Below are 14,743 nucleotides of genomic sequence, written 5' to 3' on the forward strand. Positions count from 1 at the left end.
ATCCCGAAAAGGGCGAAGCGTCTTTCGGTACAAGATGCGCGTAAAAACAAATGGATAGAGCATATCCACTGACACAATCAAATCAGGAAATGCTCTATCAGGTCCGCCCCTGTAAATTACGCGCTTTGCGTAATTGCGGGAACATGGCAGCCCATGCCACGGCAACAGCAACAGAACCTATTCCGCCGATAACAACAGCTGGCACCGCGCCAATCGCTGCGGCCATAATGCCGGCACGGAATTCACCAAGCTCGTTTGATGCACCGACAAACACCATATTAACGGCATTCACGCGACCGCGAACGTGATCCGGCGTCCAGAGCTGCATCAATGTTTCACGAATATAGACGCTGATCATATCGGCAGCCCCTGCTAAGGCCAACGCGATAATCGATAGCCATACCAGTGTCGAGACACCAAAAATAATATTGAAAACGCCAAATAAAGCCACGAACACAAACATCACCCGACCTGCATGATCGCGAATTGGATGTCCCGCCAGCCAAATGGCAGTGAGAACAGCGCCTATCCCCGGCGCAGATCGTAAAAGCCCAAGTCCCCATGGCCCAAGTTCCAGAATATCGCGGGCATATATTGGCAAAAGTGCCACCGTGCCACCAAGCAGAACGGCAAAAAGATCGAGCGAGATGGCACCCAGAACGATTTTCTCTTTCCAGATATAACGAAAACCGGCCAGCATAGAGGTAAGAGAGCGTTCTTCCAGTGTCGTATGCTGTTTTGGCTTGGGAATAGAGAAAATCAGGAATGATCCTGCAATCAGAAAGACAGTCGCCACACCATAAGCAGCAAGATGCGAAATACCGTAGAGCAGTCCGCCTGCAACCGGGCCAACAATCGTTGCCACCTGCCATGCTGAAGAGTTCCACGAAACTGCATTGGCAAAATCTTCCGTTGGAACAAGGTTCACCACCAAAGACGCAGAAGACGGTCCAAGAAAAGCACGGGCAATGCCAAAGACCAGCAAAGCTGCAAACACAATGACAGGCTCAAACTCTCCGAACAAAGTGAGCAGAAGAAGAAATGCCGTCACGGCTGCTTCAAGTATCAGTGACAACCCCATGACAAGACGCCGCCCAAAGCGGTCGGCTGCGGCGCCTGTAAAAAGCACCAGAACAAGCGCAGGCAGAAACTGAACAAGCCCAACCATGCCAAGATTGAATGCGTCACGGGTCTGGTCATAAATTTGCCAGCCAACAGCCACGCTCACGATCTGAACGGCAAAGGCGCTCAGAAAGCGTGAAGCCCAGTATTTCTTGAAGGATCTATGACGGAATGCGGCATAGCGATCCGCGTGCGTGGCATCAGTGCTGGAGGACATTGCTCAGAACATCTGTGAAAGGAAGTTAGGGTCAGGACCCCAGGATCAGGGCCAGGTTCCTTCTATAACAACTTCTTGCCGGCAATGGTCACTTTTCTTAAAGAAAAATATTATTTGAATGAAACGGACAGGAAAGCGGATACTTGATCTAAAATACTGATCTAAAATAAAAAAGACCGGTACAACCGGCCTTTTTCAAGAATATATAATTTCTTTATCTGATCAGTCTTTACCGAGCAGACCTTTCCAGATGATTGCGCCAATGGCTGCACCAACCAGTGGGGCCACCCAGAACAACCATAGCTGACCAAGCGCTCCTGTTTCTGCAAACAGGGCCGCAGCAGAAGAACGGGCCGGGTTAACCGATGTGTTGCTGATCGGAATCGATACCAGATGGATCAAAGTCAACGACAGGCCTATCGCAATAGGTGCAAAACCACCTGGCACGGCTGATGATGTCGAACCGAGAATGATGATAATGAAGAACGCTGTAAGCACAGCTTCTGCAATCAGGGCCGAGGTGAGACTGTATCCGCCAGGTGACAATTCACCATAACCATTGGATGCAAAGCCGCCGACTGTAAAACCGGCCTTTCCCGTCGCAATCAGATAAAGAATACCTGCAGCAACAGCGCCACCCAGCACCTGCGCAATCCAGTATGGAATGAGATCTTTTGCCGGAAAGCGACCGGCAACCAGAAGACCAAGTGAGACGGCAGGATTGAAATGACCGCCCGAAATTCCACCCACAGCATAGGCCATAGTCAGAACAGTTAAACCAAAAGCAAGAGCCACACCGGCAAAACCGATACCAAGTTCAGGATATGCAGCGGCAAAGATGGCGCTACCGCAACCACCAAAAACAAGCCAAAATGTTCCGAAAAACTCCGCAGACAACTTATTCAACATGGAATTCCTCCAGCGAGAGTGTATTAATTATACCAATGCGAATCATTTTTTAAGATATACATCCATCAAATTCTTTCATCAATCGGCATTCACTGTAGCTGTAATTAAATTATATCTCTAATATTAGATATTTTTCTCTGTATTTATTATAAAAATCTTCACTCACATAACCTCTATTATGATTACCGTTAATCTTCAGAATATCCCTGAAAAACCCACAAATTAGCCGCTTTTCTGCTTCAATTCAAAACATGCCGGTTTTGGTCTGAATATATTGCGGTGACAGGCATAGCCACGCTATAAGAAGCGGCTTCGTGCAGATCATTGCGATGAAAACAATCACGGCAAATGGTGTTTCACAGGACTTTATAAGGGAGTTGCCAGCCTTGAATAGTCAATGTCAGGCGCGAACATGCAAACTGGTTCTGCAATCAGCGATATTCGCTGTAATCAGTGCACTTCTTTCTGGCTGCACGGCAACCGCATGGTCCGAAACAGTCAGAATTGACAGCAAGCCGCCAATGCCAACGGAATGCGCCGGCTGGCAGAGAATAAATCTCAAGCCACGTGTGGCAATGACTTTGCTGCGCGAAGACGCGCGTCTTGTCACTGAAATCGATTCCCATAATCTCAAAGGCCGCAATCTGGGTTGTTGGGAATAGAAGCCGGTATAGTCAGAACCCATTGCGTAAAATGTAAAATGGCTTTCGGGATGGGATGCGCCAAAACAAAGCGGACATGCTGCCATCCACAAATGTTGGATTTTGCAACTGCAAATCTGTCTTTGTGACATGGTTTGTTGTGAACGTCCTGATATTTGCCTGATTATCCTGTCTTATTAAAATTCAAACACACGCTTTTTTACAAATGTTGCGAGCCGGATTAACCTCACATTAACCATAGGGGTTAAAGGTCGTTTTGATAGGGATTTCATCCGTAATACCGAAAGGTACACGGACAATTTAGAGAAGCACACCAGTGATACGTTTTGAGAATGTCGGCCTGAGATATGGTATGGGGCCAGAAATCCTGAAGGATGTCAGCCTCCATATTCCGCCACGTTCATTCCAGTTTCTGACCGGCCCGTCAGGTGCAGGCAAGACATCATTGCTCCGCCTGCTCTTCATGGCATTAAAGCCAACGCGCGGGCTTATCAATATTTTTGGCAAGGATGTCGCACGGCTTGATCATAAGGATGTGCCGCTGCTTCGCCGGCGTATCGGGATCGTGTTTCAGGATTTTCGTCTGCTTGACCACTTGACGACCTATGAGAATGTCGCTCTCCCCTTACGTGTGCGCGGCAAGGAAGAGGCCACCTACCGCCATGAGGTTGAAGAACTGCTGCATTGGGTTGGCCTTGGTGATCGTATGAATGTGCTTCCACCTGTGCTTTCAGGCGGTGAAAAACAACGTGCAGCGATTGCACGTGCGCTGATTGACCAGCCCGAACTGCTGCTTGCCGATGAACCGACAGGTAATGTCGATCCCCCGCTTGCCAAACGTCTGTTACGGCTTTTCACAGAGCTTAACCGCTCCGGCACTGCGGTTGTCATCGCGACGCATGACTTGTCCTTGATGAATCAGGTCAATGCGCGACGCATGATCCTCGAACATGGGCGGCTCGATATTTATGATTGATACCGGGAAAAACAGACCAAACCCTTTCGCGAAGCTCATGGAAGACCTGCGCATCCGTTTTGAAGACCTCAAGGATATGCTGCTGGTGCGTATTGGCAAACGCAGAAAGCGCAAAGGGCCAAATCCAATTGTTCCCGATGGCAGCGTGACTGGAACAGCCCTGGTCATCGTGATTGCAATCATGACCTTTCTCGCATGCCTTACATTTGGCGGCGTAACACTGGTGCGAAACTCGGCAGCCCAATGGCAAAGCCAGATTGCCCGCGAGGCAACCATCCAGATCAGGCCGGTTGACGGGCAGGATATGGAACAGGCGCTGGCCGATGCAAGCCGCATTGCACGCGGCTTTGCAGGTGTTAAAGACACCAGTATTATCGATAAAAATGCCACTGCACGACTTCTTGAACCATGGCTTGGCAGTGGTCTTGATATTGATGAATTACCTGTACCGCGCCTTGTCGTTGTCACCATTGACGAAAATTCACCGCCCGATTTTGAAACAATGCGCTCGGAAATTTCCCGCGCCATTCCAGGCGCCAGTTTCGATGACCATCGCACATGGGTCGACAGGCTGGTTTCGATGGCCAACACGACTGTACTGATCGGTACCGGCGTCTTTTCACTGGTCATTGCCGCAACGGTTTTAACCGTAATCTTTGCAACACGTGGCGCCATGTCTGGTAATGGACATATTATCGAAGTCCTGCATTTCATCGGTGCTGAATCAAAATTTGTGGCCCGCGAATTTGAATGGCACTTCTTCCGCACGGCGCTTAAAGGCGCATTGTTTGGCGGTGGCGCCGCGATGCTAGTTTTTCTCGGCTTCTCCTTATGGGCATCCCGGCGAATGGGAACACCGGCTGGCGATCAGGCAGCGGCAATGTTCGGCAATTTCGCAATTGATCGTAATGGCTATATCGGTGTTGCCGCAATCATCATTCTGGTGAGCTTTCTGACCATGCTGACAAGCCGTCTGACGGTTGTTCGTCAGCTCGCCACAATGGACGGCCCGGGAGTAAAGGCCGAATGACGGCTTTTCTTGCTAATAACGATCGTAAAATGCAAATTTCTGACAGCTTTCCGGCTTATAGTCGCAATGTGCATTATGATGATCAGGATAAAAAAATATTTGCACGGCAGAGAAGCATATCAGAATATTCGGAAAACGGTAATGCAACGACTGGCAAAACAGCAGGAACGCATATGGGCGCTGTGGTATGGCGCCGCAGTCCTGCAATTGACATATCCTCTGAGCTTGCATTGGCGGGCGGTAAATTTCTATGGTCGCTTTTAATGCGTATATTCCGTCGACTTCAGCCTGTTTCTATTGTTCTTTTTCTGGTGCTTATCGCCTTCCTGATCGGCTTTGTGGCATTCAGTGAAAAAGTCACCAGCATGCAATCGCCCGTGCTTGACAGGCCTGCCGATGCGATTGTCGTTTTGACGGGCGGCCAGTCCCGCATTCAGGCGGCGCTTGATCTTCTCAAAGATGAGCAAGGCAAGCGTCTGCTGATCAGCGGTGTACATCCTTCAACCAACGAAAAAACCTTGCAACGCGCCACCCATACTGATGCAAGCCTGTTTGATTGCTGCGTCGATCTTGACCGTTCCGCACTCAACACAGTGGGCAATGCAACTCAAAGCGAACGCTGGATACGTGAAAACAATTATCGCCGCGTGATTGTCGTCACCAATAATTACCACATTCCCCGCAGTATTCTGGAAATGTCATCCAGAATGCAGGATGTGGAATTTGTGCCTTATCCGGTGGTTAATGGCGAAAAGCGTGCTCATAGCTGGGCGGCTGAAAGCGATACACTCAGGGTTCTTTTCATCGAATATGTCAAATATATTGGCGCAACCATCCGGTTGGGTGGGGCGAAGATTTTCGGAAATACATCTGAACGATCCTAGAGCAAGGCCGGGTAGACTGAATTTGACGTTTGAATCCCGGCTGACATAAAAAATTCCTTATGGAAAATATTTAACTTCCTGATATATCGGGTGCCACTGCTTTTTTCGGAACAGTTTCAGCTTCTTTTGCCTGATCATTTCACATGTTGATATGCGAGATAACAGGTATAACCAGGGTTCTCGCCGATACGATGCTTCTCTATCTGCGCTCCATAATATTTAATCTCGCTTTCTATATCGGCACTTTTGTGCAGATGGTTCTTTACACGCCATTCTATTTTCTGCTCCCGCGCAAGAAAGCCTGGATCGTGCCCAAAACATGGGCGCGTGTTAATCTGTGGCTGCAAAAATACATTGCCGGCACATCCTATGTGATCGAAGGTCTCGAAAATATTCCTCAAGGCGCATATATCGTTGCGCCCAAGCATCAGTCGGCATGGGATACTTATGCGTTCCTGCCACAGCTCGATGACCCGGTTTTAATCCTCAAACGTGAACTGATGCGCATACCGCTATTCGGCTGGTATGTTGCAAAAATGGAAATGATCCCTGTTGACCGCGGATCGCGCGTGAAAGCCCTGCATTCCATTACTGTCGGTGCGCAGAAGGCGATTGCCGAGGGCCGCCAGATTCTTATCTATCCTGAAGGCACACGCCGTTCGCCGGGCGCTCCACCGGAATATAAATATGGCATTGTACATCTATATGATGCGCTCAACCTTCCGGTTTTGCCAATTGCCCATAATGCGGGGCTTTACTGGCCACGTCGCAAATTCCTGCGCTTTCCAGGCACCATCCGATGCCGGGTTCTGCCGCCTATCCCGGCTGGACTTGAGAAAGAAGAGTTTCTGCGTCGTTTGATCGAGACCACCGAAACGGCTTGTGACGAACTGCTCGTTGCAGCCAGCCGTGATGCAAATGCTCCCCCCATGCCTCCGACAGCCATCCAGCGGCTTAAGGAACTGGGTGAAACAAGTATCTGAGAAATTACTGTTGAAATAGAAAGACTTTAGAGCGCCAATCCTATGAGTTCAGAGGAAAACACACTCTAATCGAAACCCTGATCATCCCAAGCTATATTCTCACCCTGACAATTCGCCGCGTTTTGTTGAACTTTCGTTCTTCTTGCACGAAAACATGAAACCCGTTATCAGAGCGCGACACGAAAGGACCCATCATGAATATCGATGCTATCTCGATTGGTAAAAATCCGCCGGAAGACATCAACGTAATCATCGAAGTGCCAGTTGGCGGACAGCCGATCAAGTACGAGATGGACAAAGAAGCAGGCGCCCTGATTGTTGACCGCTTTCTTTATACGCCAATGACCTATCCGGGCAATTATGGCTTCGTTCCGCATACGCTTTCAGAAGATGGCGATCCGATCGACGTTCTGGTCTGCAATACCCGCCCGCTTATCCCTGGCTGTGTGATCAACTGCCGTCCAATCGGCGTACTGGTCATGGAAGACAATTCCGGCAAGGATGAAAAGATCATCGCGGTTCCTTCCCCAAATCTGACACAGCGCTACGAAAAAGTGCATGATTATTCCGATCTGCCGGAAATCACATTGAAGCAGATTGCGCACTTCTTCGAACATTACAAAGATCTGGAACCAGGCAAGTGGGTCAAGATCGGTGACTGGGGTGATGAAGATTACGCACGCAAATTTATCACTGAAGCGATTGAACGCGCCAAGGGTAAATAATCAGCCTGTAGATTACAAAAAAAACGCCCGGATTTTATCCGGGCGTTTTTCTTTTATCAAAAGCAGATCTAGAGCGCGTTTCGATCTGATTGAATCAGATCGGCGCTCTAAATATTTGTTTTAACGCGCATCTTTGTCCGAAAACCGTTTCACACTTTTCGGGATGTGCTCTAATCGAGATCAAATGTTGCAATCACCGGCACGTGATCAGACGGACGGTCCCATCCACGCGCTTCGCGCAGGATTTGCAATCCCTGCATATGCTTTTCCAGATCAGCCGACCCCCAGACATGATCAAGCCTGCGGCCACGATCGGCAGCATTCCAATCCTTGGCGCGATAGCTCCACCATGTATAGATTTTCTGGTCTGCCGGAATGACCTGACGCATCAGATCGCTCCAGCCGCCTTTGACGCGAAGATCTTCAAGTGTCGTGGTTTCAATCGGCGTATGACTGACAATTTTCAACAATTGCTTATGCGACCAGACATCATTTTCAAGCGGCGCAATATTGAGATCACCCACAAGGATCGACGAATTTCCATCCTGCCGGTCAGCTACAATTGCCCGCATTTCCTCAAGGAAACCAAGCTTGTGCGCAAATTTCGGGTTAATTTCCGGGTCTGGTTCATCACCACCGGCAGGCACATAGAAATTGTGAATACGCAGTTTCTTGTCCCCTGCTTGAACAACAGCGCTCAAGTGCCGGCAATCCCCCATCTCGCAAAAGCCGACCTTCTCAACATCGCTCAGAGGGCGTTTCGAGATGGTTGCAACGCCATGATAGCCCTTCTGCCCACTGATCGCGATATGATCATAACCAAGTGCGCGAAAGCCCTTGGAAGGAAACTGGTCATCGGGGCATTTGGTTTCCTGAAGACACAAAACATCGGGCTGGTAATCGCTTAAAAACTGCTCGACCAGCGGCATACGCAAGCGAACGGAATTAATGTTCCAGGTAGCAACAGAAAAACTCATAGGGATAAGACTCACAGCCATCAGAAGATGGCTGCAAACCTAACGGTTTATCTGACAAATGCAAAGATCGGACGCAGAGATCACTGGCCTTTTCGCTTCATCGCGATGCGCTGATAGTCAATTTTGAACATGTCGTCGGTGAAGCGGACACCACTGCGAAGATTGAACACCATGATCGTGGTGTCCAGCCCCTGCGCATCAGTGATTGTCCATTGCTTGAGATCCATGGTTTTTGGATCAAACATCATCGTGATCTTTGAATTGCCAAAAACCGTTTTATCACCAACCACCAGAGTGATCATATCCGGGTCCTGCCTGACGCTCTGAAGGCGTCCGCCTCCAAGATCAATACGATCAGCAAGCAGCATCTTCAAAGGTGTCGTTCCCAACGCATACATATCCCAGGTGTCGAGCTTGCGATTGTTGATAACAACCTGATTGCCATCCGAGATCACACGGATTGGTGATTTTTCATAATTGAATCGAATTTTGCCGGGACGCTCCAGATAGAAGGTGCCGCCGGTTTGTTCCCCCTTGGGGCCAAACTGGACAAATTCCCCCGTCAGTGTCCGCAATGAGGAGAAATGATCTGCAATTTTCTGTGCAGCCGCTGCACCACTTGCACCTTGCGCCTGTGCTGCAACAGGCACAAAAACCGGAGCAGCAACACCAAGCCCCAAGGCACACAATCCCAGAACAACCGCAAAACGGCTTGCTTTCACGAATGCGGCAATCCGGGAGATCATCATGGGCAAACTCTCTTTTTTCATCATTTTATTAAAGTAAATCGGCACTTGGGCACCAGTGTGGCAACCCGGACGTTCTGCTTTTATCAGAAATCATCATCACCTGTCGGCACCAGTATCTCACGTTTGCCCGCATGATTGGCAGGTCCGACAATGCCTTCTTCCTCCATACGTTCGATAATCGACGCCGCACGATTATAGCCAATGCCCAGACGGCGCTGGATATAGGAAGTGGAAGCCTTCTTGTCGCGCAGCACAACAGCCACGGCCTGATCATAAGGATCGTCAGAATTTTCAAGGTTTGACGTGCCTGCCGGGCCGCCGCCTTCATCCTCTTCCTCATCCTCGGTAATCGCATCGAGATATTCAGGCACACCCTGAAGCTTGAGATGCTGAACAATACGCTCAACCTCATCATCGCCCACAAACGGACCATGCACACGCTGGATGCGGCCACCACCGGCCATAAACAGCATATCGCCCTGCCCCAGCAATTGTTCAGCCCCCTGCTCACCCAGAATGGTGCGGCTGTCGATCTTCGACGTCACCTGAAATGAAATCCGGGTCGGGAAATTGGCCTTGATCGTACCAGTGATCACATCGACCGATGGACGCTGTGTCGCCATGATGACATGGATACCCGCCGCACGCGCCATCTGCGCAAGACGCTGTACCGTGCCTTCAATATCCTTGCCGGCCACCATCATCAGATCAGCCATTTCGTCGATAATCACAACGATATAGGGCATTGGTTCGAGATCAAGCTGCTCGGTTTCATAGATCGCTTCGCCGGTATTGCGGTCAAAACCGGTCTGCACGGTACGGGCAATCTGTTCGCCCTTCTTTTGTGCCTGCATGACCCGCTGGTTAAAGCCATCAATATTACGCACACCGACCTTGGACATTTTGCGATAGCGGTCTTCCATCTCGCGCACGGTCCATTTAAGCGCAACAACAGCCTTTTTCGGATCCGTTACAACCGGTGTCAGAAGATGCGGAATACCGTCATAAATTGAAAGTTCCAGCATTTTCGGATCAATCATGATCAGACGGCATTCCTGCGGCGTCATACGATAAACCAGCGACAGGATCATCGTATTGATTGCCACCGATTTACCCGAGCCCGTCGTACCCGCGACCAGCACATGCGGCATTTTCGCAATATCGGCAATCACCGGCTCACCATTAATGGTCTTGCCAAGCGCCAGCGCAAGCTTGGCTTTGGTGTGCTCAAAATCCCGGCTTGCCAGCATCTCGCGTAGGTAAACCATCTCGCGTTTCTGGTTCGGCAGCTCAATACCAATCACATTGCGACCCGGCACGACGGCAACACGCGCGGCAATCGCGCTCATGGAACGGGCAATATCATCAGCCAAACCAATCACCCGCGACGACTTGATACCGGGAGCGGGTTCAAGTTCATAAAGCGTGACAACCGGTCCCGGCTTCACATTGATGATCTCGCCACGCACACCGAAATCTTCCAGCACGCCTTCCAGAAGGCGGGCATTCTGTTCAAGCGCATCTTTGGAGAGCGATGCATCACGCTGGACAAGCTTCGGCTCGGCAAGAAAATGCAGCGACGGCATTTCAAATGCGCCACCATCTTTCAGGAACGAAGGCTGTGCCTCGCGTTGAATCCGTGCACCGCTTTTTGGTGCTGGCGCACGTTCACCAACACGCGCCTTGGCGCGTTGCGGCTGTGCATCATGCCATTCCTGACCCGCCAGAACTATATCTTCACCATCAGCGTTTTCATCAAACGAAGGTGCTTGCGATGGCGTAGCTCCAAAGCCCGGTTCCCGGCGTAGCCCATTCTGTGACTGCGCACTGTGGCGCTCCTGATTTATATCAGCATAATCATCGTCGCGATGCTTGCGCCGGTTTATTCCCGTCAAGCGTCTGAATGTTGCAGTCACGCTGTAAATCATATGGGTGAGCGAACCAATAAAGGCAGAAAAGCCGCCGGACGATGTTTCATCATCTTCGTCTTCAAAATCCGAATAGTCTTCCTCAGCCTGCCGCTCGCCTGCAGCTGGCGAATTGAGCTGCGCATTGCTTCGACCTATAATCCCGCTTGCAAACAGGCATAGCCAAAGTGCCGGAAAAGCCAGAACCAGCGCAATAGCCGAAGCAATTGCACCTTGCGGAAAAGCCCCGATGAATATTCCGGGAATGCGTAGAACCAGATCACCAAGCACACCGCCCAGACCAATCGGCATCGGCCAGCTTTGCGGTACAGCAAAGCAACTTGCAATGGCTGCAAACAGCAAGGCAGCCCCAAGCCAGGCAAAACTGCGCTTTGCAATACGGCCAACGCCACCGCGCGTCATCAGCAGCAACGACCATACAACAAGCGGCAAAAGAGCCGGAACACTGGCAAGCCCGAAAAACTGCATGGCAATATCGGAGAAAACCGCCCCCGGATAGCCAAGCGCATTGGTGACAGGATTATCCGTTGCATGGCTCAGGCTCGGATCAGCCACATTCCATGTGGCGAGCGCACCAACAGCCATAGCGCTCAGCGCAAGCAACGCCAGCCCAAAGAGGATATAGAATTGCCTGCGGAAGATATTGGCCAGTTTGAGCCTGTCTTCCGAAATCCGCTCGTCACGCAGCGGGTATGAGGGCGAATATCCTTGCCGCATAAAGCCTGTCCCGAACCATATTTTGTTGCCCTTTGGCTTTAAAACCTCGGGCGCAATGAATCGGAGTGATCCTAGCCTTGCGATGGTTAATTCCTCATTAACCATGCGATCTCTTATGTGAACAAATGAAAAAGGCGCGGTTTCCCGCGCCTTTTTCCTCTTGGGACAACCCTGTTCTACTGAACAGACTCGCCGTGCAAAGCAATATCAAGACCTTCCATTTCAGCCTGTTTGCTTGGACGCAGGCCCATGATCGCCTTGACCACATAAAGGATGATGGCAGTGGCAACAGCAGTGTAAACAACGGTAACGGCTGCACCGAAAAACTGCTTGCCCATGGTTGCACCTTCACCAGCCGCATTGATCGCAACATCGGCAAAATAGCCAGTCAGAATCGCGCCAACAAAGCCGCCAACACCATGTACGCCAAAGGCATCAAGCGAGTCGTCATAGCCAAGTGCATGCTTGAGCTTAACAGCAGCCACATAGCAGATAAGACCTGCAATAATACCGATGATCAGCGCACCCACCGGATTAACAAACCCGGCAGCAGGGGTAACAGCAACCAGACCCGCAACAGCGCCTGAGATAATACCCAGAACACTTGGCTTACCGGCGATTGCCCATTCTGCAAACATCCAGGCAAGCGCTGCACCAGCGGTCGCAACCTGTGTGTTGAGCATGGCAACAGCAGCAAGCGAATTTGCACCGGCAGCCGAACCCGCATTAAAGCCGAACCAGCCCACCCACAGAAGAGACGCGCCAATGACCGAGAGAACGAGATTATGCGGCGCCATATTGACATGGCCGTAACCGTCGCGCTTGCCAATAATAAGGGCTGCAACAAGACCAGCAACACCGGCATTGATGTGAACGACCGTACCACCCGCAAAGTCGAGAACACCGTCAGAGCCAAGGAACCCGCCGCCCCATACCCAATGCGCAACCGGCACATAGACGATGAAGAGCCACAGAACCATGAAAACGAGCATGGAAGAAAACTTCATACGTTCGGCAAACGAACCTGCAATCAGTGCCGGCGTGATAACCGCGAAGGTCATCTGAAATACAATGAAAAGATATTCAGGAATTGTGCCGGAAAGTGAATCCATCGTCACACCCGACAGGAATGCCTTATCGAAGCTTCCGATATAGGCGTTCATCGAGCCACCATCGGTAAAGGCAAGCGAATAGCCGAAGAACATCCACAATATCGACATCAGGCAAGTAATCGCAAAGCTCTGCATGACAGTGGAAAGCACGTTTTTCTTACGCACCATACCGCCATAAAACAATGCAAGGCCCGGAATGGTCATCATCAACACCAGTGCGGTTGATGTCAGCATCCAGGCTGTATCGCCAGTATCAAGGGTTGGGGTAGCTTCGGCTGCGTCCTGTGCAAGCGCCGTCCCGGCCAAAGCAAGAAATGCAGGGAGGGTGACAAAAGCCGTCTGCTTGAATCTTTCAGTTATGAGCATCGAGTATCTCCGTCGAATGGCGGCTTCAAACGCGTCTGCGCTGAAAAGACCGGTTCAGACTAAGAGAAACAAAAATCGTGCCAGTTACGCATTCTGGAGCCGTAAAAATACAATTTTTCTGATATTTGATGCATACTGACTTATGATCCCGGCCACAGAAGTATCGCATTTTCGCCCAAAACACTGGATTTTTAACAAATGGGATAAACGATAACAGTGCTCAAAAAATCGCTTTGAGAAGAGCAAAAGCGGCTTCTCCCAATGAGGAGAAACCGCTCTAAGTGATTCATCAAAATGAATTTTCAAGGCTCACGCCTCTAATGCTCAAACAGTGATTGCATAAAATTTATACAGCACTGCTATCAATGATTAAAAAATAATCATTTGCTGTTTTCATGCACGCGAATAAGCCCCTCCTGCGCAACGGATGCGATTAAAACTCCATCGCGGGTATAAAATGCACCGCGGTTAAACCCGCGTGCCCCGGAAGCGCTTGGCGTATCCTGCGTATATAAAAGCCAGTCATCAAGACGGCATGGACGGTGAAACCACATCGCATGGTCAAGGCTTGCCACTTGCAGATCGCGGTCAAAAATCGTGCGGCCATGCGGATGCAGCGATGTATCAAGCAAGGTCATATCCGAAAGATAGGCGAGAATGGCCGCCTGCAGTGCGCGATCATCCGGTACAATACCCCGTGCCCGCACCCAGACATGCTGGCTTGGCGCCAGCTTATCGCGCGAAAGATAATGCTTGAGCGACACGGGCTTGATCTCGATAGGACGCTCTTGCTCCCAATATTTGCGCACACCCGTCGGCGCAAGATGCAGATATTCTTCTTTCAGATCATGATCGCCCACCAGTTGCTCGGGCATTGGCAAGCCTTCCGGCATATCGATCTGATGATGAAGACCAGGTTCGTCAATCTGGAAGGATGCTGAAAGGGTGAAAATCGCCTTGCCATGCTGCTTTGCCAGCACACGGCGCGTATTAAAGCTTGAACCATCCCGAATGCGATCAACTTCATAAACAATTGGAATCGCCGGATCCCCGGGCCGCACAAAATAACCATGCAGAGAGTGAACCTGCCGTTCAGCTTCAACCGTACGCTGTGCTGCAATAAGTGCCTGACCGATCACCTGTCCGCCAAAGACGCGCTGCCAGCCTACCTGCGGGCTGTTACCGCGGAAAAGATCCACTTCAAGCGTTTCCAGATCAAGCGTTTCCAGAAGCTGCTTCATGGCAGCCGTCTGCTCAATCTTCAATAGATCGGACTTTTCATTATTCGACATGGACAGCCTGTCTCCTGAAACCCTATATATCTGTATATTGCCGATAGCATGTTTGGTCTTGCGCAATTGACACTGTCAAGCCTTACAAGACAAC

General features: G+C 50.3%; 13 protein-coding genes. 6 read left to right on the forward strand and 7 right to left on the reverse strand.

Features of this window, described 5'->3' with window-relative positions; genetic code table 11:
- Positions 1–97: 97 nt before the first annotated feature.
- Entirely contained in the window at positions 98–1,339 is a 1,242-nt protein-coding gene (locus FHY56_RS12375) for an MFS transporter (RefSeq protein WP_140905512.1), read from the reverse strand.
- A 222-nt stretch (positions 1,340–1,561) separates the two neighbouring features.
- Positions 1,562–2,248, reverse strand: coding sequence for an aquaporin Z (gene aqpZ, locus FHY56_RS12380; protein ID WP_140905513.1), 687 nt, complete (start codon positions 2,246–2,248; stop codon positions 1,562–1,564).
- A gap of 386 nt (positions 2,249–2,634) precedes the next feature.
- Here aqpZ and FHY56_RS12385 point away from each other — a divergent pair, with 386 nt between their 5' ends.
- From FHY56_RS12385 to ppa, 6 genes are all read left to right on the forward strand, one after another.
- Complete coding sequence (locus tag FHY56_RS12385; protein WP_140905596.1) at positions 2,635–2,910, forward strand: hypothetical protein; 276 nt, start codon at positions 2,635–2,637, stop codon at positions 2,908–2,910.
- A gap of 352 nt (positions 2,911–3,262) precedes the next feature.
- Entirely contained in the window at positions 3,263–3,886 is a 624-nt protein-coding gene (gene ftsE, locus FHY56_RS12390) for a cell division ATP-binding protein FtsE (protein ID WP_235889492.1), read from the forward strand.
- 37 nt (positions 3,887–3,923) lie between these two features.
- Entirely contained in the window at positions 3,924–4,916 is a 993-nt protein-coding gene (locus FHY56_RS12395; RefSeq protein ID WP_193556788.1) for a cell division protein FtsX, read from the forward strand.
- On the forward strand, positions 4,913–5,800 hold the full coding sequence (locus FHY56_RS12400) for a YdcF family protein (protein ID WP_140905516.1): 888 nt from the start codon (positions 4,913–4,915) through the stop codon (positions 5,798–5,800). Before FHY56_RS12395 ends, FHY56_RS12400 begins: the two co-directional genes overlap by 4 nt.
- A gap of 191 nt (positions 5,801–5,991) precedes the next feature.
- The gene (locus FHY56_RS12405) at positions 5,992–6,783 is read left to right on the forward strand and encodes a lysophospholipid acyltransferase family protein (RefSeq protein ID WP_140905597.1); all 792 of its coding nucleotides are present in this window, start codon (positions 5,992–5,994) and stop codon (positions 6,781–6,783) included.
- Positions 6,784–6,977: 194 nt separating this feature from the next.
- Complete coding sequence (ppa, locus tag FHY56_RS12410; RefSeq protein ID WP_140905517.1) at positions 6,978–7,508, forward strand: inorganic diphosphatase; 531 nt, start codon at positions 6,978–6,980, stop codon at positions 7,506–7,508.
- A gap of 170 nt (positions 7,509–7,678) precedes the next feature.
- Here the strand turns inward: ppa and FHY56_RS12415 are convergent, their stop codons facing one another.
- From FHY56_RS12415 to tesB, 5 genes are all read right to left on the reverse strand, one after another.
- The gene (locus FHY56_RS12415) at positions 7,679–8,485 is read right to left on the reverse strand and encodes an exodeoxyribonuclease III (protein WP_140905518.1); all 807 of its coding nucleotides are present in this window, start codon (positions 8,483–8,485) and stop codon (positions 7,679–7,681) included.
- Positions 8,486–8,565: 80 nt separating this feature from the next.
- Complete coding sequence (locus FHY56_RS12420) at positions 8,566–9,234, reverse strand: outer membrane lipoprotein carrier protein LolA (RefSeq protein ID WP_193556785.1); 669 nt, start codon at positions 9,232–9,234, stop codon at positions 8,566–8,568.
- A gap of 83 nt (positions 9,235–9,317) precedes the next feature.
- Complete coding sequence (locus FHY56_RS12425) at positions 9,318–11,879, reverse strand: DNA translocase FtsK (RefSeq protein ID WP_140905520.1); 2,562 nt, start codon at positions 11,877–11,879, stop codon at positions 9,318–9,320.
- Positions 11,880–12,055: 176 nt separating this feature from the next.
- Positions 12,056–13,357, reverse strand: a complete 1,302-nt coding sequence (locus tag FHY56_RS12430; RefSeq protein ID WP_140905521.1) for an ammonium transporter — start codon at positions 13,355–13,357, stop codon at positions 12,056–12,058.
- A gap of 380 nt (positions 13,358–13,737) precedes the next feature.
- The gene (gene tesB, locus FHY56_RS12435) at positions 13,738–14,649 is read right to left on the reverse strand and encodes an acyl-CoA thioesterase II (protein WP_140905522.1); all 912 of its coding nucleotides are present in this window, start codon (positions 14,647–14,649) and stop codon (positions 13,738–13,740) included.
- Between the last annotated feature and the right edge of the window lie 94 nt (positions 14,650–14,743).

The sequence above is a fragment of the Brucella gallinifaecis genome (genome assembly GCF_006476605.1).
Classification (GTDB): Bacteria; Pseudomonadota; Alphaproteobacteria; order Rhizobiales; family Rhizobiaceae; genus Brucella; species Brucella gallinifaecis.

What these genes read in the sequence shown, in the direction of transcription:
- FHY56_RS12430 (WP_140905521.1), bottom strand. Translation starts at nt 13,357, where the DNA reads ATGCTCATAACTGAAAGATTCAAGCAGACGGCTTTTGTCACCCTCCCT.
- ppa (WP_140905517.1), top strand. Translation starts at nt 6,978, where the DNA reads ATGAATATCGATGCTATCTCGATTGGTAAAAATCCGCCGGAAGACATC.
- FHY56_RS12400 (WP_140905516.1), top strand. Translation starts at nt 4,913, where the DNA reads ATGACGGCTTTTCTTGCTAATAACGATCGTAAAATGCAAATTTCTGAC.
- tesB (WP_140905522.1), bottom strand. Translation starts at nt 14,649, where the DNA reads ATGTCGAATAATGAAAAGTCCGATCTATTGAAGATTGAGCAGACGGCT.
- FHY56_RS12420 (WP_193556785.1), bottom strand. Translation starts at nt 9,234, where the DNA reads ATGATGATCTCCCGGATTGCCGCATTCGTGAAAGCAAGCCGTTTTGCG.
- FHY56_RS12405 (WP_140905597.1), top strand. Translation starts at nt 5,992, where the DNA reads ATGCTTCTCTATCTGCGCTCCATAATATTTAATCTCGCTTTCTATATC.
- aqpZ (WP_140905513.1), bottom strand. Translation starts at nt 2,248, where the DNA reads ATGTTGAATAAGTTGTCTGCGGAGTTTTTCGGAACATTTTGGCTTGTT.
- FHY56_RS12415 (WP_140905518.1), bottom strand. Translation starts at nt 8,485, where the DNA reads ATGAGTTTTTCTGTTGCTACCTGGAACATTAATTCCGTTCGCTTGCGT.
- ftsE (WP_235889492.1), top strand. Translation starts at nt 3,263, where the DNA reads ATGGGGCCAGAAATCCTGAAGGATGTCAGCCTCCATATTCCGCCACGT.
- FHY56_RS12375 (WP_140905512.1), bottom strand. Translation starts at nt 1,339, where the DNA reads ATGTCCTCCAGCACTGATGCCACGCACGCGGATCGCTATGCCGCATTC.
- FHY56_RS12425 (WP_140905520.1), bottom strand. Translation starts at nt 11,879, where the DNA reads ATGCGGCAAGGATATTCGCCCTCATACCCGCTGCGTGACGAGCGGATT.
- FHY56_RS12395 (WP_193556788.1), top strand. Translation starts at nt 3,924, where the DNA reads ATGGAAGACCTGCGCATCCGTTTTGAAGACCTCAAGGATATGCTGCTG.